Source organism: Microcoleus sp. S13_C3 (assembly GCF_036700905.1).
In the GTDB taxonomy this organism is placed as follows: Bacteria; Cyanobacteriota; Cyanobacteriia; order Cyanobacteriales; family Microcoleaceae; genus Microcoleus.
The window spans coordinates 45,532-67,441 of the sequence record NZ_JAUBPT010000010.1; the positions used below are offsets into that span (position 1 = coordinate 45,532).

The 21,910-nt window shown below is 46.3% G+C and carries 20 protein-coding genes and 1 pseudogene; 8 read left to right on the forward strand and 13 right to left on the reverse strand.

Annotated features, from left to right (window positions below):
* Positions 1–168 precede the first annotated feature (168 nt).
* The 6 genes from QUA16_RS04835 to QUA16_RS04860 form a co-directional block, all read right to left on the reverse strand.
* Positions 169–654: a GNAT family N-acetyltransferase gene (locus tag QUA16_RS04835; protein WP_333101999.1), complete on the reverse strand. Its 486-nt coding sequence runs from the start codon at positions 652–654 to the stop codon at positions 169–171.
* A 176-nt stretch (positions 655–830) separates the two neighbouring features.
* Complete coding sequence (locus QUA16_RS04840) at positions 831–1,904, reverse strand: RNA polymerase sigma factor, RpoD/SigA family (RefSeq protein ID WP_333102035.1); 1,074 nt, start codon at positions 1,902–1,904, stop codon at positions 831–833.
* Positions 1,905–2,030: 126 nt separating this feature from the next.
* Complete coding sequence (locus tag QUA16_RS04845) at positions 2,031–3,704, reverse strand: ABC transporter ATP-binding protein (RefSeq protein ID WP_333101998.1); 1,674 nt, start codon at positions 3,702–3,704, stop codon at positions 2,031–2,033.
* 298 nt (positions 3,705–4,002) lie between these two features.
* The gene (locus QUA16_RS04850) at positions 4,003–4,587 is read right to left on the reverse strand and encodes a zf-TFIIB domain-containing protein (protein WP_333101997.1); all 585 of its coding nucleotides are present in this window, start codon (positions 4,585–4,587) and stop codon (positions 4,003–4,005) included.
* A 45-nt stretch (positions 4,588–4,632) separates the two neighbouring features.
* On the reverse strand, positions 4,633–5,031 hold the full coding sequence (patD, locus tag QUA16_RS04855; RefSeq protein WP_333101996.1) for a heterocyst frequency control protein PatD: 399 nt from the start codon (positions 5,029–5,031) through the stop codon (positions 4,633–4,635).
* 60 nt (positions 5,032–5,091) lie between these two features.
* Entirely contained in the window at positions 5,092–6,387 is a 1,296-nt protein-coding gene (locus tag QUA16_RS04860) for a transposase (RefSeq protein WP_333101995.1), read from the reverse strand.
* Positions 6,388–6,915: 528 nt separating this feature from the next.
* On the opposite strand from QUA16_RS04860, the gene QUA16_RS04865 reads away from it, so the two are divergent.
* Genes QUA16_RS04865 through QUA16_RS04875 form a run of 3 tightly spaced genes read left to right on the forward strand, consistent with a single transcriptional unit; the run spans position 6,916 to position 9,763 of the window.
* Positions 6,916–9,189, forward strand: coding sequence for a bifunctional (p)ppGpp synthetase/guanosine-3',5'-bis(diphosphate) 3'-pyrophosphohydrolase (locus tag QUA16_RS04865; RefSeq protein ID WP_333101994.1), 2,274 nt, complete (start codon positions 6,916–6,918; stop codon positions 9,187–9,189).
* 15 nt (positions 9,190–9,204) lie between these two features.
* Positions 9,205–9,522 carry a DUF6883 domain-containing protein gene (locus QUA16_RS04870; protein WP_333101993.1) on the forward strand — a complete coding sequence of 106 codons (318 nt, stop codon included), beginning with the start codon at positions 9,205–9,207 and terminating at the stop codon, positions 9,520–9,522.
* A 16-nt stretch (positions 9,523–9,538) separates the two neighbouring features.
* Positions 9,539–9,763, forward strand: a complete 225-nt coding sequence (locus QUA16_RS04875; RefSeq protein ID WP_333101992.1) for a DUF4926 domain-containing protein — start codon at positions 9,539–9,541, stop codon at positions 9,761–9,763.
* On the opposite strand, the gene QUA16_RS04880 is transcribed toward QUA16_RS04875, so the two are convergent.
* Together QUA16_RS04880 and QUA16_RS04885 are read right to left on the reverse strand one after the other, a co-directional pair.
* Positions 9,764–9,946 (reverse strand): hypothetical protein, encoded by a 183-nt coding sequence (locus QUA16_RS04880; RefSeq protein WP_333101991.1) that lies wholly within the window; start codon positions 9,944–9,946, stop codon positions 9,764–9,766.
* A gap of 160 nt (positions 9,947–10,106) precedes the next feature.
* On the reverse strand, positions 10,107–11,027 hold the full coding sequence (locus tag QUA16_RS04885) for a glycine betaine ABC transporter substrate-binding protein (protein ID WP_333101990.1): 921 nt from the start codon (positions 11,025–11,027) through the stop codon (positions 10,107–10,109).
* Between the two features lie 163 nt (positions 11,028–11,190).
* Between QUA16_RS04885 and QUA16_RS04890 the strand changes: the two genes are divergently transcribed.
* Together QUA16_RS04890 and QUA16_RS04895 are read left to right on the forward strand one after the other, a co-directional pair.
* The gene (locus QUA16_RS04890; RefSeq protein ID WP_333101989.1) at positions 11,191–12,558 is read left to right on the forward strand and encodes an aldehyde dehydrogenase; all 1,368 of its coding nucleotides are present in this window, start codon (positions 11,191–11,193) and stop codon (positions 12,556–12,558) included.
* 520 nt (positions 12,559–13,078) lie between these two features.
* Positions 13,079–13,429, forward strand: a complete 351-nt coding sequence (locus QUA16_RS04895; protein WP_333101988.1) for a 4a-hydroxytetrahydrobiopterin dehydratase — start codon at positions 13,079–13,081, stop codon at positions 13,427–13,429.
* Positions 13,430–13,455: 26 nt separating this feature from the next.
* Here the strand turns inward: QUA16_RS04895 and QUA16_RS04900 are convergent, their stop codons facing one another.
* Positions 13,456–14,187 (reverse strand): response regulator transcription factor, encoded by a 732-nt coding sequence (locus QUA16_RS04900; RefSeq protein WP_333101987.1) that lies wholly within the window; start codon positions 14,185–14,187, stop codon positions 13,456–13,458.
* A gap of 595 nt (positions 14,188–14,782) precedes the next feature.
* Here QUA16_RS04900 and QUA16_RS04905 point away from each other — a divergent pair.
* On the forward strand, positions 14,783–15,037 hold the full coding sequence (locus tag QUA16_RS04905) for a DUF6761 family protein (RefSeq protein WP_333101986.1): 255 nt from the start codon (positions 14,783–14,785) through the stop codon (positions 15,035–15,037).
* Between the two features lie 300 nt (positions 15,038–15,337).
* On the opposite strand, the gene grxD is transcribed toward QUA16_RS04905, so the two are convergent.
* The 4 genes and pseudogenes from grxD to QUA16_RS04925 form a co-directional block, all read right to left on the reverse strand.
* Entirely contained in the window at positions 15,338–15,661 is a 324-nt protein-coding gene (gene grxD / locus QUA16_RS04910; RefSeq protein ID WP_333042762.1) for a Grx4 family monothiol glutaredoxin, read from the reverse strand.
* A gap of 334 nt (positions 15,662–15,995) precedes the next feature.
* On the reverse strand, positions 15,996–16,256 hold the full coding sequence (locus QUA16_RS04915) for a BolA family transcriptional regulator (RefSeq protein ID WP_333101985.1): 261 nt from the start codon (positions 16,254–16,256) through the stop codon (positions 15,996–15,998).
* Positions 16,222–17,506 (reverse strand): annotated as a pseudogene (locus QUA16_RS04920) (RNA-guided endonuclease InsQ/TnpB family protein). Before QUA16_RS04920 ends, QUA16_RS04915 begins: the two are co-directional and overlap by 35 nt.
* 438 nt (positions 17,507–17,944) lie before the next feature.
* Positions 17,945–18,568, reverse strand: a complete 624-nt coding sequence (locus QUA16_RS04925) for a hypothetical protein (RefSeq protein ID WP_333101984.1) — start codon at positions 18,566–18,568, stop codon at positions 17,945–17,947.
* Between the two features lie 100 nt (positions 18,569–18,668).
* Here QUA16_RS04925 and QUA16_RS04930 point away from each other — a divergent pair, with 100 nt between their 5' ends.
* Positions 18,669–19,295, forward strand: coding sequence for a hypothetical protein (locus tag QUA16_RS04930; protein ID WP_333101983.1), 627 nt, complete (start codon positions 18,669–18,671; stop codon positions 19,293–19,295).
* Between the two features lie 145 nt (positions 19,296–19,440).
* Complete coding sequence (locus tag QUA16_RS04935; protein ID WP_333101982.1) at positions 19,441–21,768, forward strand: S8 family serine peptidase; 2,328 nt, start codon at positions 19,441–19,443, stop codon at positions 21,766–21,768.
* The last annotated feature ends 142 nt before the right edge of the window (positions 21,769–21,910 follow it).

Genomic DNA, 21,910 nt, shown 5'->3' on the forward strand with positions numbered 1-21,910 from the left:
AGATGGCTGTTCCATACACAGGCAAGATGGCTGTTCCATACACAGGCAAGATGCCTGTTCCACACACAGGCAAGATGGCTGTTCCATACACAGGCAAGATGGCTGTTCCATACACAGGCAAGATGCCTGTTCCACACACAGGCAAGATGCCTGTTCCACACGCCTTAATTACTTCGATGCCAAATTTGCCAAAGACTCGCCCGCAAGCCGGCAAATCCGCCAGTCGGGCATCACATCAGCACCGATACCCTTGTAAAATCCGATCGCCAATTCATTCCAATCCAAAACGCTCCATTCCAAACGCCCGCAGCCCCTTTCCACCGTCAACTGCGCTAAATAAACTATCAAAGACTTGCCAATTCCCCGCCCTCGAAACTCAGGGATCACAAACAAATCTTCCAAATAAATTCCCGGCTGAGTCAAAAAAGTAGAATAATTGTAAAAAAACAGCGCCCAGCCCACAACTCGACCCTCGCACTCGGCTAAAATCGCTTCAACAAAAGGTCGATCGCCAAACAAATGATTCTCCAAATCAACGGCATTGCCAGTAACGGCATGAGATAATTTTTCGTACTCAGCTAAAGCTTTAATCAAATCAAACAGCACCGGCACGTCGGCGCGGGTAGCTGGACGCAAAATTACCTCAGAAGACATAAATAAGTAAGTAGTACGCGACAATCAACAATTAAAAATACCACATCCAGACATTTTTAATTTTTAATCTTTAATTAAGCTTTTCCACATTGAACCAGCATATTTACGGTGGCCTCGGAGTGCCACCCCACAATAATTTTAAGATTTTTCAAAATGCCAACTCAATGTTTTTTAGTTTATTTCAACCAGCCCTTCAATCGTTCCGTCACTTGAGGGCGGCGCAGCTTTCGCATGGCCTTATTTTGAATTTGACGGACTCGTTCGCGGGACAAATTGAACAAACTGCTGACCTCTTCTAAAGTGTAAGGTTCGCCGGTCAGCAAACCGTAACGCATAGCAACAATCTCTTTTTCCCGCTCAGTCAAAATACTGTCCAACACCTCCAAAATATCTTGGCGCATCATCATCTCATTCATCTGAGCTTCGGGAGATTGCGTCGCGTTATCTTCGAGAACATCCAAAAGTTCCGAACTTTCTTCTGAGCCGATGCGGTGGTTGAGAGACAAAGATTGCCGACGTACTTGCTGGAGGTAGCGAAGCTGTTCGCAAGTAACTTGCATTTCTCTAGCAAGTTCAGTTTCAGTTGGATTGCGTTGAAGAGAACGCTTCAAATCTCGATAAACTTTTTTGAGTTTATTTAACTGTTCGACAATGTGAACAGGCAAGCGAATCGTCCGCCCTTGATTGGCAATTGTCCGGGTAATTCCTTGGCGAATCCACCAATAGGCATAGGTAGAAAACTTGTAACCCTTTTCCGGATCGAACTTTTCGGCTGCCCGATTCAAACCCAAAGCTCCTTCCTGAATTAAATCGAGAAAAGGCACGCCCCGATTAAGATAGCGTTTGGCAATCGAAACCACCAAGCGCAAATTCGAGCTGATCATTTTCCGTTTCGCCGACTGACACTGGTGGCGAAGCTGTTGCAGTTGAGTTTCGCTTATCCCCAAAGCCGCAGCGATTTCAGCTTTTGTCGGCACTCTGTCCAATTCCTGCTGCAAACGCTGTTCTAGTTTCTCCAGGGCTACCAATTCTTGAACGCGGCGCGCCAACTCTACTTCTTCGGCTGCTGTCAGTAGAGGATACCGAGCCATTTCCTTGAACAAAGCTCCCACTGGATCGTCGGCAGACCAGTTGTTGTATGCTGACGATCGAGTTACCGTCGGACGATCGATCTCGGTGTCTTCATCTTGTGCGATCGCGAATGAGGCTTCGGGTGCCACCGCAAAACTGCCTAGGTCAGATTCTGCCATATCGTGCTTGGTGTCGGTGGAAGGATTTGAAAAGTATCCCTTAACTTTAACCAATTTAACCGGAAATTTCCGAAATCCATCGAGAAGCCCGTGACCGACATTAGATGGCCCCACTTTTATAGATTTCTATTGAGTTCGGGCTAGTAAAGGAGCTGCCTGCAATAATTGCTGAGTGTAAGGGTGCTGCGGATTAGTAAAAATCTCCCTAGTCTTACCGATTTCAACAATTTTTCCAGCATTCATTACCGCAATACGATCGCAAAAAAATCTCGCCACCCACAAATCGTGCGTAATAAACAGATAAGTCAAATTAAATTCCTGCTTCAACTCCAACATCAGCTCTAAAACTTGAGTCTGCACGCTGGCATCCAGCATACTCACAGGTTCGTCGCAAATTATCAGTTGCGGCCGAGTAATCAAAGCGCGGGCTATAGAAACTCGCTGCTGTTGTCCTCCTGACAATTCCCCCGGATAGCGACGAAAGAAATCCTCCCCTGGACTTAAACCCACCCGCTCTAACATTTGGATTACTTGTTTTTTCGCTTCGCTGCCATTAGCTAATTTGTGAATAAACAAAGGGTCAGCAATACTTTGCCCGACAGTCATCATCGGATTCAGGCAAGCGTGGGGGTCTTGAAAGATCATTTGCATTTCGCGGCGGTGCTTCCTCACAGCATCGCGGTTCAGGGCAGTTATATCTATTCCTTGAAATTCCACTTTGCCACCAGTCGCGGTAATTAGCTGCAAAATCGTGCGTGACAAGGTACTTTTGCCACAGCCGGACTCCCCCACCAGCCCTAGGGTTTCTCCCCGTTGTAGCTCTAAACTAACGCCGTCTACTGCTTTAATTACCTGGCGATTCCTGGAAAACAACTGATCTAATAAATTGCTTTCTAAACTGTAGTGTTGCTGCAAATTCGTTACGGTCAAAAGAGGCGAATTTGTTGAGTTTGCAGTAACCGCTTCAGTCCTGATTTCCTCGAATGCTAACCCTTTGTCAGAATCGGCTTGAATGTGCAAAGCTGCTTTGAGGAGCGATCGAGTATATTCGTGCTGCGGCTTTTCAAAAACGTTTTGCACCGGCCCTGTTTCTACGACTTTACCGCCGTACATCACCGCAATGCGATCGCAATACTCAGCTACCATCGCCAAATCGTGAGAAATCAACAAAATCGCCGTTCCCCGTTCCTCACAAAGTCTGGTTAATTCCTGCAAAATCTGGGCAGCTACAGTTACGTCCAAACTTGTAGTCGGTTCGTCCGCCACAATTAATTTGGGATCGAGCAAAAGAGCCAAAGCAATTGCTACTCTTTGCCGCATTCCGCCACTAAATTCGTGGGGAAATTGCGACCAGCGAGACGCGGGAATTTTCACAGCTTCCAGAGTTTCGATCGCCCGTTTCTTAGCTTGCTTGCGATCCAAATTGGGTCTGTGAGCTTGCAAAGTCTCGATGCAATGTTCTCCTACAGTCATCAAAGGATCGAGACGAGTCATCGGATCTTGAAAAATCAATGCTACAGCTTCGCCCCGAAACCGTCTCAGCCGCGAAGCATTCATATCAAACACCGACTCTCCAGCAAAACTAACTCGCCCCTCAATCAGCGTTGAATCCGGCAGCAACCGCATCGCCGCCCTTCCCAAAGTTGACTTACCGCACCCAGACTCCCCAACTAATCCGAGCTTTTCCCCCGGTTTCAGCGTCAGGGAAACCCCGTCAACTGCCCAACCGGATTGGCCCCGCCGCTGAGGATAAGCTACTCGCAGATTGTCAACGGAAAATAGAGAAGAGTCATTAGTCATTAGTCATTAGTCCTTAGTTATTAGTTATTAGTTATTAGTTAGTAGTTATTGGTTAGTAGTTGTTGGTTAGTAGTTATATAATCCTCGGTTGTCAGTTGTCACTTATTAATCATTGTGAGTAGTCATTGTTAGTTATTAGTCAGTATTTATTGGCAACAGACTAAAAGTCTGTTGGTAAATGAAAGAGTAATTAGCTGCCAACCGAGTGTTATTGGTGCATAAGCCACTCCCCCGATTACTAACTAATAACTAATAACTAATAACTAATAACTAATGACTAATGACTAATGACTAATGACTAAATTTCCCTTCGCTTCAACTCAGCTCTCCGCAGTATGTAAGTAGCGGCACAATCTGCGTGAGGATGGTCTGCTAAAACTTCCGCGAGTTCCAATACATATCCGGCGATATCTGGCCCCAGCTTCTCAGTCAGCACTTGACGTTCCCGAGATGCGAGTTCTTGCACGCGGGCCTTAGCTTGCCAATTCGCAGAAAACATCTTGTCAATCTCGGTGTGGAATCCCAGACTTTCGAGAATGTCCCACTCGCCGTTATCGCACCAAATGCCCCCGCACAACATACAGCGCTCTATGTAAAAGGGCACTCTGCTGAAAGGAACTTTCGCCCGCGACAGATAGTGACCGTCTTCGGGACACAGCGCTGCTTTGCTGTCGTAGGGAGACGGCGTGAATTCTATGCCGAGAGTCGCTGTCGCATCAGGCTTCTCGGATTTTTTGTACCACTGGCTTTGCTCTTTTTGCCAAGCTTCGTATTCTCTGCCTGGAATCCAGATACCGTAACAGTTGGGACACCACTGCACCGACATACGGCCGGCTAAGGTACCCCCTTCTAAATTCGGATGTTTACATTTTGGACATTCCACCGCTTTATTTCTCCTTGCCTTATTAATTCCCTGTTAATTCAATTATTAATTCTGTATCTTGGCGGGCCCTGAAGAACCAGAATTTTTTTGCTGCAGCGCGCCACAGTAGCCAATTAGCGTGTTAAGCCGCGCGATCGCCCCAGTTTGCCTCGCCTTTGCTGTCGCTGGCTGGCGCGACGCTTGCAAAAACGTGACATCTGTCCCCAATAACCGCAGTTGCTTGTGAATTTCCGTCAAATAGGACTGCTCTGGGGGTGTTTCTGAGGCGTCTAAGTCATCGCTTTCGGCTCTCATAATTTGGTTTCCGAAAAATTGTTGCACTTTTCTGTATTCGATCGCCAGCGCGGCCCGATCCAGATTATCCTGTGCAGCAGTTCTTTGTAATTGTTCTAGTGCTTGCTGTAATTGTTGGTAGCACTGGCGGCGGTCTTCGGACAATATCATGATTTTGTAAACAAATTTGTATTTATAATCAAAGTAGATAGCTGGTAAAAGTATAGTGGTTTATGACATGGCATGGGAGGCATTAAGTCCCTCCCCTTTCACTTTTACTTTGAGCGGATTGACCCGCCTCGGCTGAACTACGCAGCTCTCTATCCCATTGCTAAACGCATTTGGGATTGCTTTTCTGAGGATATTGTAAGACCCGTTGATATCGGAGTTGATTAATTGACCGATTGATGTTCTGTACAAACCTCTCTTGATTCGCTTACCGCTAAATGCGACATCATCAGTGCCAGTATGCCCGTACACAGGAATCGGATCTAGATTCAGGAAGTTCGACTTAGATGTGTAAGATTCTTCTTGCACGATCGCCTTAATCCCAACCAGTCGAGCTTTGTATTCCAACATCTCAATTAATCGAGCGTGAGGAATACTGACGAAGTTTTGGTTGGTTTGCTTTCCTAAATCAATCTCGGTTTTCCATTGTGCATTCTTGCCAATTACTAGCGTCCCAATTTGTTTGGCGACCAAGATACCGATTATTAACCGACTGGCGTGATGCAAGTAATTATCGACTTTTTGGTTTCGACAGCGAGTTAAGCGCTGAATGCGGGGCGAACTCTTGCGACTTCCTTTTAACTGAGATTGTAAGTGTGAAGAGCGTTTGTTGTAGAACTGGTTAATCGATTTTAATGGTCGCCCGTTAATCAACAGAGGGATGAAACCCGGCTGATTTGAAGTTAACGCCACTAAATTATTCAGTCCTAAATCAATACTAGCTGCCCAAATATCGTTACTGACGGTGGACTCCGGCTCACTTCGACTACGCTCAGTACAAGCATTATAAATCACCTCAATCACATACGAATCACATTGAGGAACCAGCCTAACTTGGCAAATTCGATCGGGATTTACTTTGGTCTTTATCAAGATTTCCGTACCCGAAAGCTTGATAATTCCTTTCTTCAATTGCTTGCTGCTAATCGCCTGAATCGTATAGATTACAATATTACGACCCTTGGTTTTATCCTTATATTTCGGTAGCTTTGGACGACCCGTGAATTGAGACGAATCAATTTTGTAAACTTTGACTGCTTCAAAAAACGATTTCCAATTCTTGTCCAATACCATCAAGATTTGTTGACTAACCTTGGCAGGCATTGCCTTGTATGCTTGATGAGATTTCATCAAACGGTTCATCTCGTTGTAGTTGATGTAACCCCATCCATAAGTAAAACTCTGACGAATGACGTAGTTGGCGGCATTGTAGAGATTCTTGGATTTAAAGGCTAATTCATCAATCTGGGCGAAACGATGTTCCGTAGATTTAATGATGTGCCTCTCTGCTAGTTGCATTTAAGGTTTCCATCCTTTAAGTCATGTGTTTTTTACTCGACTACTATGATAATATGATACTACTATTGTTAATTGATGCTTACAAACTTAATGAAGTTTCACAATACTTACTTAAGTTTGCTCATATGGAGGGAAGCCGTGCGTTTTTGGAGCAATTCCCTGTTTTGTGAGAACTTTTTTTGATTTTCTGCCCTGACTCTACCCTTGTGGCTGCTGCTTTTAGTTGAGCGTTGCCGGTAAATGCCGATCCCCCGCCACCTCAACTGCTACCGCCAAAATATGCTTATTTTACCCGATTTTCCCCGATCGACAGACTGCGGTGGCGACAGTGGTGTCACTATATTTTCCTACCTCCGAGGGGGGACGACTCGGAATTCGATAGGTATAGTTTGAGAAAAATCGACTATTTTTTTGAATTGCAAATTGTGGCATTCAAGTAGTTTAGTATAGCTAAACACATAATTTCGGCAATTCAAGCGAAAACCGGCTTTTAACCATTTGTATTTCTAAGTTTTAAAGGTGTACCCCATGAACGCGAACACTCTGACTCCCTCTTCTTCGATCGATCCTGCTGTAGTTCCCGATTGGCTGCAAGAATGCCTGAATGCTCGATCGGAGCCTGATGGGGGCTCTAACCCGAATTGTTCCACGGACGACAGCTTAATTTGTCGGGCCTTTGAATTTGCCCGTGACTTGCACGAAGGACAATACCGCAAATCTGGAGAACCTTACATTTGCCATCCGGTAGCTGTCGCTGGAATACTCCGGTATATGGGCGGTAACAACGTCATGATTGCCGCGGGCTTCCTCCACGACATTGTTGAAGATACAGATATTACTCTCGAAGAAATAGAACAGCGGTTCGGCGCCGAAGTGCGACAGTTGGTTGAAGGTGTCACCAAGCTTTCTAAGTTTAATTTTTCCAGCAAAACAGAGCGCCTTGCGGAAAATTTCCGCCGAATGTTCCTAGCAATGGCTAAAGATATTCGTGTTATTGTGGTCAAACTCGCCGATCGCCTGCACAACATGAGGACTTTGGAGCATTTGTCCGAAGAAAAGCAGCGCAGTATTGCCCTAGAAACCCGAGATATTTTTGCTCCCCTAGCGAACCGTTTGGGTATCGGCCGCTTTAAATGGGAATTGGAAGATTTAGCGTTTAAATACCTGGAACCTGAAGCTTACCGCGAAATTCAGGAATTGGTGGCCGAGAAGCGGGCCGATCGAGAAACTCAACTGGCAGAAGTCACCGATAGTTTGCGAGAAAGACTTGACAATTTAGGCATTAAATGCTATGAAGTCAGCGGCCGTCCCAAACATTTGTACGGGATTTACGGGAAGATGCAGCGCCGCCAAAAAGGGTTTAAGCAAGTATACGATATTGCGGCGGTGCGGATCATAGTAGAAACCAATGATGACTGTTATCGGGCTTTGGCGATCGTCCACGATTCTTTCCGCCCAATTCCCGGCCGCTTTAAAGATTATATCGGTTTACCAAAAGCCAACCGCTACCAATCTTTGCACACCGGAGTAATCGGAACCAGCGGCCGCCCCATCGAAGTGCAAATCCGCACCGTAGCAATGCACCACATTGCAGAATACGGCATTGCCGCGCACTGGAAATACAAAGAAACTGGCGGTTCTAACACAAAAGTCACCGGCGACGACGAAAAATTTACTTGGCTGCGACAACTCCTTGAATGGCAAAGCGACCTCAAAGACGATCGCGAATATTTACAAAGCATTAAGGACAACTTATTCGACGAAGATATTTACGTTTTTACTCCTAACGGAGACGTGATTGCTCTCAATAGCGGATCAACTCCCGTAGATTTTGCTTACCGCATTCACACAGAAATTGGCAATCACTGCACCGGTGCCAGAGTAAACGGGCGCATGGTAACACTAGACAAGGTTTTAAAGAACGGCGATATTGTAGAAATCTTGACCCAAAAAAATGGTCATCCGAGTTCCGACTGGCTGAATTTTGTCAAGACAAACGGAGCAAAAAACAGAATTCGCCAGTGGTTGAAGCGATCGCACAGAGATGAAAATCTCGCTCGCGGGCGGGAATTGCTGGAAAAAGAATTAGGTAAAAACGGCTTAGAATCTTTGCTGAAATCTGAACCCATGCAGTCTGTGGCTCAGCGCTGCAACTACCACAGCGTCGAAGATTTAATCGCCGGTTTGGGCTACGGCGAAGTTACCCTAAATCTCGTAGTAAATCGACTGCGAGATTTAGTAAAAGTGCAGCAAAAAATTGAAGCTGCTCCCGCAGGAACCCACGAAGTGCCCCAGCTAATACCTGCATCGACGACACCGAAACCAGTACCGAGTTCGTCTCCGAGCAAATCGCCGATCGCAGGTGTAGAGGGATTGCTCTACCATTTATCCGGCTGTTGTTGTCCGATTCCTGGGGAAGCAATTATTGGAGTTGTGACTCGCACTCGCGGAATTTCGATTCACCGGCAAGGATGTTCAAATGTTGAAAGCGTACCTGGGGATCGCTTGGTTCCTGTGAGTTGGAATTCCAGCAACCGCAATGAATCTCGACCCAACACTTATCCGGTTAACATTCAAATTGAAGCCCTCGATCGAGTGGGAGTTCTCAATGATGTTTTATCGCATTTGAAGGACAACCAAGTGAACGTCCGCAGCGCTCAAGTCAAAACCTACCCCGGATTGCCGGCCTTAATTGACTTGTGCATGGATATCCAGGATAAACAACAGTTCGAGCGGACTTGTATGCAAATTAAAAAGATGAGCGATATTTTGAATTTGCGGAGGCTGAGTGAAGGGACTTAACAGGAAATTCTTCCTATGGCAAAACTCAGCCTTAACTCGGTTATTCCTTCAGCAAAGCTGACCAACTATTTATTAATCCGGCTTCCTAAAGACGACAAATCTCAGTTTCTCGATCGAGGTGGTTACAGCATAGAAAACTGGCAACAGCTCGATCGAGATTTAAGAAGCCAGATACTTCCTCTGGAAGCGGAGCAAATGGAAAACACCAGATACGGTCAAAAGTACATGATTAAAGGCAGTTTAACAGGTCCAAACGGTACGATTTTACAAGTTAAAACCGTTTGGATCGTTACTCCATCCGAAACCAGATTTGTTACATTAGTTCCTGATTGACAAGAGGTTAAGCCCCATGAAATTTAAACTATTTTCACAGGTAGCATTGCGAGAAGACATCCCTAAGTATGGTCTAAAAAAAGGTGCTATAGCAACTATTGTTGAACATTACCCGATGCCTGAAGGTAAAGAAGATGGTTATAGCTTAGAGGGTTTCAATGTTGAAGCGATTACAGTTGAAGTTGCCGAGTCCCAGATTGAAGCAATAAAAGCTCCTGTTTTGCAGCTTGGAAAATATTGATTACCCTTCGCCTTCCACCAGCCTGCGATGAGAGCGACTCATCTTGCGACGCAAAATTTGTTCTTCTTCAGAGAGAGGTGCTTCGGAAGCAGCATTAATTTTTTCTAACAGTTGTTGATTTTCGCGGCGGCGGATAAATTCTTCAAGCGCTATTTCGATCAAAAAGCTCTGCGAAATTTGCATTTCGCAAAGCTTTTGTTTCGGCTTGTTCAAATAAAGATGCTGGCAATGAGATAGCAGTTTTGACAGTTGTCATAGCTTTATACCTTCATTTATATGAGTCTAACTAATAGTATAGCTAACCACAATACGATTCCGCAAACAGGCAGAACAATGAAACTCTTTATTTCGCAGGAGCGACAGGCTTTGATACGCCCAACTTTTGCTGCAAAAACTCCTGGGCTACTTGTCCAGCTTCCTGCTGTTTCTTATCAACTTGATAATTGAGTCGTCGCATATCTTCTTCGGAGATTTTCCCGCCCAATTCTGCGAGCACTGGACGCAATTCCGGGTATTTCTCCAAAATTTGCGATCGCACAACCGGAACTGCTTCGTAGGGCGGGAAATAGTTCTTGTCATCTTTGAGAACTACTAAACCTAAACTTTGAATCAAACCGTCCGTCGTATTACCAGCAATCACATCTACTTCTTTTTGTTGCAGCGCTTGATAAAGCAATCCTAACAGCAATTCCTTCGGTTGTTCTCGAAACTTAATCCCGTAAGTTTTAGCCAATCCGGGAAATCCATCTTCTCTCTCGTTAAATTCTGGGCCGAAACCAGCCCGGAGGTTAGGTGCAGCTTTCCCAAGTTGCGATAGAGTTTGTAAATTGAGTTTTTTGGCATCATCTCCCCGCACAATAATCGCAAAACTGTTATTAAAACCCAGCGGTTCCGTCCATTCTGCTTTAAACTGTTTTGGATATTCTTGTTTGAGGTAATCGAGGACTTTTTTGGGGTCAGAAATCGATTTCTGTTTGAGCAGGTTGGCGTAAGCCGTACCGGTGTATTCGACGTACAAGTCGATTTTACCTGCTGTTAGGGATTGATGGCAAAGCGAACCTCCGAGATTCAGCTCTCGTTCTACTTTGATATCTGTTTTAGCTTCGATATGGCGTGCTAAAATTTCTGCGAGGATGACTTGTTCGGTAAAGTCTTTCGAGCAGATGACAACTTGCTTTTGGGGCTTAGAGGTACATCCTGCTACTGCAAGCAAGCAAAGCAGCCAGCAGGAATAGAAAAAAAAATCGTTCTTAGATATTTTCATGACTTAACTCAAATTAAGCATCTACAATTAATACCTTATAAGTTATAGCATAAAGCCCCGATCGCAGACTTTTTCAAGAGGTCTGCGCTTTAACACCGATCGCACTTTACCCAAGTTCCGTTTTCCTGTTGTAACATTTATTTATAGACATGGAGGACTAAATATGGTAATCAGCGTCAGCGATATTATCCAGCAGCAGCGGCAATTTTTTGCGACTGGGAAAACGAAAGATGTGGATTTTCGGCTTGAACAACTGAAAAAACTTAAAAGTGCGATCGAACTTAATCAATCACGAATAGTCGATGCTGTCAAGGCAGACCTGGGTCGGCCGGAATTCGAGGCTTATCTTGAAATCGCATCGATCGCAGAAGTTAATTATGCCATCAAAAACCTCAAATCGTGGGTAAAGCCGAGAAAAGTGGCTGCTTCGATAGATCAATTCCCAGCATCGGCCCGCATTTACCCTGAACCTTTGGGCGTAGTATTAATCATCGGGCCTTGGAATTACCCATTTCAGTTAATGATATCACCTTTAGTCGGGGCGATCGCCGCCGGCAACTGTGCACTTCTCAAACCTTCGGAAATCGCCTCACACACCTCCGAAGTTATCGCCGACATGATATCCAAAACCTTCGATCCCGCCTATGTAGCCGCCGTCGAAGGAGGAGTCGAAATCAGCCAACAATTACTAGCCGAAAAATTCGACCACATCTTCTTTACCGGAGGCACTAAAATCGGTAGAATAGTCATGGAAGCTGCCGCTAAACACCTGACACCTGTAACCTTGGAATTAGGTGGCAAAAGTCCTTGCATTGTAGACTCAGATATTCAGGTTGAATACACCGCCAAACGCATTGCCTGGGGCAAATTTCTCAATGCCGGACAAACTTGCATCGCTCCCGATTACCTGTTAGTTGATAAAAAAGTTAAACCTGCTTTGATGGCAGCAATTAAAACAGCAATTCACGAATTTTACGGCGATGATCCGCAAACAAGCCCCGACTATTCGCGCATTATCAACCAGCGGCAATTAGACCGTTTGAGTGGATTTATCAAAGATGGAGAAATTGTCGTTGGTGGGGAAGTTAAGCCGGAAGATAGATATATTGCACCGACGGTTTTAGATCGTGTTACCTGGGATTCGCCGGTGATGCAGGATGAGATTTTCGGGCCGATTTTGCCAGTTTTGGAGTATGATGATTTCGGAGAGGCGATCGCCCAAATCAACGCCCGTCCCAAACCCCTAGCTTTGTATTTGTTCTCCAAAAATAAAGAGAAACAAGAGCGAGTTTTGCGGGAAACTTCTTCGGGGGGAGTTTGTCTCAACGACACGGTTATGCAAGTGGGAGTACAAGATTTACCTTTTGGCGGAGTTGGTGAAAGTGGCATCGGTAGCTATCACGCAAAAGCAAGTTTTGACACCTTTTCGCATCAAAAAAGCGTGCTGCAAAAGTCATTTTTACTTGACTTAAAATGGCGGTACGCTCCCTATAAGGGTAAGTTGGATTTGATTAAGAAAATTATCGGTTGAGCGCACTTGGAGGGGCGGCTTCACCAACGTTTACAATATCAGCGAGATAGCCCAATCAACCCGCCCCTTCCTGATATTATCGGTTAAGCGATTCCACGGTGAACGATTATTTCCAGAAATTTTAAATGATTGCTCATCTGTTTTTTGAACGGTTCCGATCGCAATGTCTACCTTGCACCATTCTCAGTAACAGGCAAGATGCCTGTTCCACAAAGAGTGAATTGGGAGCATTTCATATTTGTAAAAACACTTCTTCTGGCTCCTGACTTCTTCCTTCTGACTCTTTTCTCCTGACTCCTAACTCCTGACTCCTAACTCCAATTTCTAGCTTAACTGCTTTCATTGAGATGCTCCCAGTGAATTTCTTGTGGGGAGTAGGGTTGGGCATCCTACCGGCCCATAAAAACCTTATTGAAAATGGTGCAAGATGTCCATCCTAAAGCACAGTTCCCCATCCAAAATAATTCCCATTAGAAATGTCTATAATATCTTTTAGCATCCGATCGCTAACAAGCAATTTATGGAACCTTTAGCCAAAGAACCCTGTGCCGCCTGCCACCCAAACTCTCCGCGCGTCACAGCTTACGAAATTGTCCAACTCAAACCTCAAATTCCCGACTGGAATTTGATCGAAAAAAATGGCATTCCCCAAATAGAACGCACCTACGAATTCCCGGATTTCAAAAGTGCGATCGCCTTTACAAACAGCGTCGGCGAAGCAGCCGAAACTGAAGGACATCACCCCGCACTGTTAACCGAGTGGGGGAAAGTTACCGTTACTTGGTGGACTCACGAGATTTCTGGACTGCATCGCAATGACTTTATTATGGCTGCGAAAACAGATGCGATCGCCAATCAATTCCCAAAATAAAATCCGACTTATAGCCCGATCGTAGTCTAAGAAAGCACCGCCCTGGGCACTGGGGAATGTTGATTGGCACTATTCAACAACTCCAGATTCAGTCGGTAGCCGACATTCCGTACAGTTTGAATCAGGCTCGGCTGTCGCGGGTCGATTTCGATTTTTTTACGCAGAGAGAGTACGTGAGTGTCGATCGTCCGGGGGTTATCAATAGCATCAGGCCAGGCCCGACGCAGCAAATCCGATCGCGACAGCGGCACTCCTCCAGCTTGAGCTAGCACGTACAGCAGGCTAAATTCCTGGGGAGTCAGCTCAATATGTTCGTCGTACAACCTGACTCGGCGCTGCACCAAATCAATTTTCAGCAGCCCGCACTCCAGCGTCGCCGGCGGTATCATCGTGCGGTTGCGGCGCATCAGAGCTTCCACCCTGGCCATAAACTCTTGCATCCCAAAGGGTTTAGTCAGGTAATCGTCTGCCCCCGCCTTCAAACCCTCAACAATATCCGATTCCGAATTCCGCGCCGACAGCATCAAAATCAGCGACTGCTGCTGCTGTTGCAGCCAATGGCAAAATTCCAAACCGTCCCCATCCGGCAATTGGGCATCCAGAATGACTAGGGTTGGCTGGCGGCTGAAAAATATTTCCCTAGCGTGACTGATATCCGCTGACTGGTGCACCCAGTGACCGACTTGCTGTAGATGCCAGCCCAAGAGCGATCGCAGGTGCGGATTCCCTTCAACAATTGAAATACTTGCAGATTCCACAGAGGCGAGCTTCCCATATCACTAATTGCTACAAGGTTAACAGAGCTTTTGTCAAGCTTTTGTAACCATCGCTACTCAAGCATTAGCTGCATTTAAAGCAGCGGACATACTTAGGGTACGAATTTTAAAGATTGGGTTAATTTGGCAGGGTCAGCCTGCAGAAAGGTGAAATCATTCTGGCGGTAAGCTTACAATGAAAATAAGACAGTGTAAAGCCGATCGATCCCATGCCCCAACCGCCTGCCAAAAGCGATCCCCCCGACCCAGCCCCCATTCCCAGGAGGTTGACAAATCGCGCAAGTGAAACTAGAATTCCTCCAACCGTTCGCTCGGTAGCCGGAACACTCAGCCACTTTGACCGTCAAATTCAGCCACATCCCGACTCCATTAAACGCACAGCGAATTATCTAGGTGCGCGCACAAAGTCGAGCAACTGCATTGCAACGAGTGAAATTTTTTATGGAGGGTAGCCTGTTGAGCAGGGTAAAAAGTTTTATTTAGAAATAGCCTCAAGCTGAGCCACTCAGCATCAATCGAGGCCGTTCCTAAATCCCGCCGTCATTATACAAACCACAAAGGATTTCAAGCTCATACCATGCTACAAGACACCCAAACAATCCGGCACTACCAAAAACTCACCGACGCCCTCGTCGAAATGTGGAATAGAGGTTATCGCTTCGATGACCTGCGGCTTTACTTAGACGGCTATTTAGCAGCCCTGCGGCATTCCAACAGTTTGGAACCCTATCTGATTCACAGACTAGAGGAAGAAGCAGCGCGTTACATTCACGACCCCTCCAATTTTGCAATGCCACAGACACAGACACAGGCTGAATCAGACTACTATTAAATAGCAAAGTCGGTTTGATAAACCCTTGATGATTTGGGAATTGGGAATTGGGAATTGGGAATTGGCAATTGGGAATTGGCAATTTTAACGGGTTCCCTGGCTATGCCTCGGAACCGATGTCCACAGGCTCTGCCTCGCTTTGGGAGCCTAAAACTTCGAGGTGTAGCCGACTGCATTGCGTTTTTAGGCTTTGCCTGGTAACGAATAATTAAGTAAATCAACCTAATTCAACGTAAAACGCGATTGCTGTTATTTCCCCGACTTCTTAAAGAAGTCGGGGAAATGTTTTTTCTGTCTAATTTAAGAAGCCAAAGCCACTTCTACAACTTCTTGCAATTCGCCCTTTTGATACATCTCGATCATAATATCCGAGCCACCAATAAACTCGCCGTTGATATAAACTTGAGGAATTGTCGGCCAGTTGGAATACTCTTTAACGCCTTGACGAATTTCCTGGTCTGCCAAAACATCAACAGTTTCGTAAGGCACTCCCAAAGTATTGAGAATTTGCACCACAGTATTAGAAAAACCACACTGGGGCATTAACTTATTGCCCTTCATAAACACCATGATTTTGTTTTGCTTAACCAACTCGTCAATTCTTTCATGTGCTGCTGTAGTCATGGTAGCTCCTAATATTGTTTGAAAATTTTTAAACGTTGACTGATATCATGTCCGATCGATTAACCATAATATCCCGGTCGGGGCGGGTTTTTGAGATTGTCAATTATTGGCAGCTATTGTTTGTGAACCCGCCCCTACTACAAAAATCGCGATCGCTCGACCGGACATGATATGAGGCAGAAACCGCGTTTTTTACGAAAATCTTTCGTTACAGCCATAGATTCCGGTAAAAAAACCGGGATTTTTGTGGTTTTTGTGCGTAAGTTGAGCAGTTGTATTCCAAGCAACTCTTGACACCTGCACAAACTTGTGATACCCAATTGCAAGTCAACACTTAAGCAACTTGACTTTTGGCTGCCCATTCTGCGGGAGTTAAGGTTTCCAAGCCCAAAGCGTGGATGGCTTCACTAGCCATTGCCTGTTTGAGGGCGCCGTAAACCAGTTGGTGCTGCTGTACTCGGCTTTTTCCTTCAAAGGCTGCAGAGACGACTCTCGCCTGGTAGTGGTCACCGCCACCGGTCAAATCCTCAACTTGTATTTTAGCGTCGGGCAACCCTGCCTTAATCATTTCTGCTACTTGAGACGGTGTAACCATTGGTTTCTGTGATAAACGGCTTTGACACTCCCCAGCTATCAAGGCGAGGGGATTCTTTGTTCAATGACTCAACTTGCTGGCGACAGGATTTCTCCAGCCACAGTAGAGGTCGAATCTCCCAAAGCGTTTGGGTCTTTGACCCAAGTTCCGGTATGCCCTACCGTACTCAAGGCGATTTTCAGAATATTAATCGCAGCGTTCCAATCCCTATCCATGACAAATCCACATTCACAAACGTGGGTTCTTACGGATAGGGATTTTTTTACGATTGCACCGCAGTTAGAACATTTCTGTGAAGTATACGCAGGATTGACGGCAACCGTTACCCTGCCAAACTTAACTCCAAAATATTCCAACCACTTCCTGAATTGATACCAACCAGCGTCGTTAATCGATTTAGCCAGACAGTGATTCTTTGCAAGGTTCTTAATCCTCAAATCTTCGTAGGCGACCAAATCATGAGATTGGATTACGTAACGCGCCAGTCTCTTGGCGTGTTCTTCACGTTGCCTGCTTATTTTGAGGTGTACTCGCCCTAATCGATTAATTGCTTTCTTTCGGTTGGTAGAGCCTTTCTTTTTGCGAGAAACACGGCGATGCCGAAATTTCAACCGTTTCTCGCTGGTTCGATAAAACTTGGGATTCGGTTCGGCATGACCGTCTGAGTCTGTATAAAACTCTTTCAGTCCCACGTCCAATCCAACTGTTTTACCTGCTGGCGTTGTATCTACATTGTTATCAGCACTGATTGCAAACTGAACGTAGTAGCCGTCAGCGCGACGTATTAAGCGAACTCGCTTGATCTGATCGATTTGGTAGAAGTTTAAATCCCACGTTCCTTTTAGTTTGAGCTTGCCCATTCCCTTTTTATCAGTGAAAGTGATTTGTTTCCGAGTCTCAGAAAGTTTCCAGCCACTAACTTTATATTCAACTGAGCGACTGTTTTTCTTGAAAGTTGGATAACCTTTCTTGCCGGGAACTGCTTTCTTGCAGTTGTCGTAGAAACGAGCAATCGCAGAATACGCCCTTTCCACAGAGGCTTGGCAAGCACTAGAATTCAAGTCTTTGACAAAAGCAAACTCTTCTCTGAGCGCAGTGCTGTGACGGTACAAGTCTTTTTGCCCTACTCCTCGGTTGTCGATCCAAAAGCGGACGCATTTGTTCCGAACGAATTGAGCAGTTCTGATTGCTTCGTCTATTGCTGCGTACTGATTTGGTTTGCCTTTAGCCTTGAATTCTAGAACAAACATTTTGCGTGAAAACTCACTACTTGACATACTCCCCTGCCTAAAGGCGAGAGGATTCTTAACACTTCATCGACCAATGCTACCGAAGTAGTCTTACGAGCGCCTCCATGTTCATTTTAAGTCGTGGCAATGCCCTATCCCGACTATATGTATCGTTTTGTTTAAAAAACATTAACAATACTTTGTTTTGCTTCCAGGTTGGATTTTAACCATTGCCCTTCAGTCTTTCCCTATTACTGGATCAGTCCCGGTTTCAACTCAAGATGAGTATATATCGCTGCAATCTTAGGTGGGGATTTCAACCAATTAAACTATAGCATAAAGCCGTCCTAAAAGGACGGGGCTTGCATCCCATTTTCTCGGTCAAAAGTCTAACACAAAGCCGTCCTAGAAGGACGGGGCTTTAAACCCAAGTTTTTGGTAATGTAGATTTTAGTGGAACTATTTTTTCGATGAGCTCGGTTGAGCGCTGGCCGGCCGGGGAAAGGGCGAATCCACAAAACCCAATTCCAGTAACTGCTGGTAAGCTTTCTTGCCCAAGTCGCGAGTTGGCTGCTGCGATCGAATAATCTGAATTAGCAGGGGCACAGCCAGTTCGGGCTTATTTTGCGCCCGGTGTACCAACGCCAGCCGGTAGGTAGCTTCGTCGCGCATTTGGGCTGTTTCTACAGCTTTGGTGCGGTGGCTTTCGGCCAATCGGATGTCAATTCCGGCAAAACTGCTACCCAGTTGTTGGTAGAAGTTGGACAGTTGATTGAAAATTTGGCGGGATTCTTGGAGTTTTTGAGTAGCCAGTGCGTAATTCTGATTGGAAATAGCACTGCTGGCTTCTGTCATCAAACGCTGGCCTCCTTGGACGCTCAGCAGACTGCTGTCTTGCGTCAGAGGGCGAAGATTGTTGGGGTCTGTGGGGTCGTCGGCGGGCTCGACTTGGGGTTGGTTCTCTGGCCCAGAAGGTTGTTGTGCTTGGACTTGGATCGGTTGCAATAGGGTAAAAGCTGCGATCGCCCCGATCGTAATCCGGGCAGTGGAGCGAAGCCAACAAACAGTTCCAGAGTATACCATGAAATTACTTTGCGCCTGTGCGCCTTAAAAAAATATTTAGCTTGAGCCGATCTTACCATTGGCGATCGCAACCGGCTAAGTGTAAACCAAATTTGTTGAAATGTCAAAGGGTGCGCGATCGATTTTGGATTTTAGATTTTGGATTTTAGATTTTGGATTGAACAAGGAAATCGCGGGGGATTGGACAGATCCCGGCAATCTAGTCCGGGACGCAGAAACCGGGTTTTTTTACCTAAATACTGCCTTTGAGACTTTAAAAATGGTGGAAAACCCGGTTTCAATGGTTTTGATGGGTAAGTCCCGATCTAATTCAACAATCGAACGAACCATGAATATCGAAATTGAAAGAACAGCTTACGGTCAACTGCTGGCGAAATCGCAGCCTAAGCCAATCCTGAACGAAGAAGATTACGATCTTGCCCTCGCAGAAGTTGATTTTCTGATGTCCAAGGAAGAATTAACAGTAGAAGAAGAAACTTTACTGAGTCTCTGGGGGCTGTTGATCGAAGAATACGAATCAAAATATTACCCAATTCCAGAAGCGACTCCCCAGGATGTTCTATTGCATCTCATGGAAGTTCGCGAACTCAAACAAGCCGATTTGGTGGGTGTGATTGGTTCCAAAGGAGTAGTCTCTGAGGTGGTTAATGGTAAACGGGCGATTAGCAAAGCGCAAGCTAAGGCGCTGGGAGAATTTTTTAATGTTAATCCTGGTGTGTTTATTTGAATCATTGTTAATAAGCCTTTTACGGGCGGGCGAGAAGCCCAACCCCTACTCCCCACAATAAAATTCAGTTTTTGTGGAACAGGCATCCTGCCTGTTAAGCGAGAATATAGTAAGACTGGATTAAAATTAAACAAAAGCATTTCTGATGACACAACCGATCGAACTTTCCGCAAATACCTTACAAAACTATCAAGGAATTGGAGTCCCCGATGAAAGTCTCCCACTGATTTTGCAGCGTGGCGGCGATGAATTGCTGCTGTCAAAAGCGGACGATCGCTTTACAGTCCGCCCCTCATCAACAGCATCAGCCTCAAACGATTGGGCTGCAACAACTGGGGCAAAATTCACCCGTCGCATCGGCCAAAGCAATCTCGAAGAATATCTCGTTGCGCCCTCTAGCCTAGAAGCAGCAATGCAAACAGCCCGCGCCAGCGATGCCGTAGCTTTTGCCAGCCACGTCTATTGCCCCGCGAACAATCCGAGTACATTCTTTTACCTGACAGACCAAATTACCATTCAATTTGGCGAACAAGTAGACGAACAATCGCGAAATGCGATCGCCAATGCAGCAGCTTTAAAAATAGTCCGGCCAGTAGAAGGAATTCCCAACACCTTCGTCTGCCAAATCACCAAACAAGCAACAGAAAACCCGGTCAAAATTGCCAACCGCCTGACAAGATATCCAGAAGTTCTGGTAGCGGAACCCAACATTGTAGTAGAGACGCAGCAGCATTATACGCCCCGCGATCCGCTTTATCCCAAACAGTGGTATCTCAACAACAAAGGCGGCAAGGAACTTGTCGGCGGTGCTCAAATTTATGCAGAACCAGCTTGGAACATGACTCGCGGAGTTCGATCGATCGTAATTGCCATCGCCGACGATTCAGTTGACATCACCCACCCAGATTTTCAAGGCCAAGGCAAAATCGTCTCACCCATCGATTTAAAAGACGGCGACACTTCCCCGATGCCAGTGGCAGACTCAGACAACCACGGCACAAGTTGTGCCGGCGTCGCCGTTGCTGAAGAAAACGGCCAAGGCATTGTCGGCGTCGCCCCCGGATGCGCCCTGATGCCCATCCGTACCACGGGTTTTCTCGATGACGATTCTGTCGAAAAAATGTTTAATTGGGCGATCGAAAAAGGTGCCGCCGTCATTTCTTGCAGTTGGGGGCCTGCTGCAGTTTACTATCCTCTTTCCCTGCGGCAGAGTGCCGTTATCACCAAAGCCGCCACCCAAGGGCGGGGCGGCAGAGGCTGCGTTATTCTGTTCGCGGCGGGGAATGCCAACCGCCCAGTTAACGGCACAATTAACGAGAAAGGCTGGCCCAACAACGTTGTGGGCGGTCAAACTAGATGGCTGGCAGGATTTGCCGTTCACCCAGACGTAATTGCCGTCAGCGCTTCCACTTCCCTCAACAAAAAAGCAGCTTACAGCAACTGGGGCACCAGCATCTCGGTTTGCGCCCCCAGCAACAACGCGCCGCCGGGAACTTGGTTGCCAGAAACCGGATTTATCGGCACGCCGCCGGAGGTGACGCAGTATTTGCCCGGTTTGGGGGTGTTTACTGCCGATCGAGTCGGGGTTGCCGGCTACGATTCGGGGGACTACACCAATACCTTTGGCGGCACTTCCAGCGCCACTCCAGTAGTCGCTGGGGTTGCAGGGTTGATACTTTCGGCTAACCCCCGTTTGACGGCGCGGGAAGTGCGGGGAATTCTCGAACAAACTGCTGAGAAAATTATCGATCCCGATCCCGATCCCCAGTTGGGTAATCAGATGGGAAATTACGATCCTAACAACGGCCGCAGCGATTGGTTTGGTTACGGGAAAGTGAATGCTTTTAAAGCTGTGCAAGCTGCGGTGAGAAAGGGCGGCGGCAATCCCAATATCGGGGGTGCGGTGTTCAGTGATATTTCTGGACATTGGGCACAGAAGTTTATTGAAGCTTTGGCTGCGGCGAATATAATTAGCGGTTTTCCTGACGGTTCTTTTCGGCCTGATGACAGTTTAAATCGTGCTCAATATGCGGCGCTGTTGGTGAGTGCGTTTAGTCCGATTCCGAGGCTGCCGGCTACAAATTTTATTGATGTTTCTGCTACTTTTTGGGCGAGAAGTGCGATCGAACGGGCAAATCGGGGGGGGTTTTTGGCGGGGTTTCCGGGGTTGAAGTTCGGCCCGAATCAGAATTTGACTAAGGCTGACGCGATCGTGTCTTTGGTTAACGGTTTGGAACTCAAGGGCGGCAATCCTGATACTTTGAAAGTTTACACCGATCGTTCTCAAATTCCTAATTATGCTTTAAGTGCGATCGGCACAGCAACTGCTTTGAAGATTGTGGTTAATTATCCTTCCCGCGATTGGCTTTCGCCGCAGCGGGATATTACCCGCGCTGAGATTTCGGCTTTAATTTACCAGACTTTGGTGGCGATTAATCGGGCAAAGGCGATCGATTCTCCTTACATTGTCTAATCGCGATCGGTTCGCAGCATCGGACTTCAGTCCTATTCCCTGCGAGGGGACAAGCAGCAAGCAGTACGACACGGATACACGGAGGATAGCCAAATTAGCCAATTAGCTAAACCTCAGACGAGTCAAACCATCCGTGTATCCG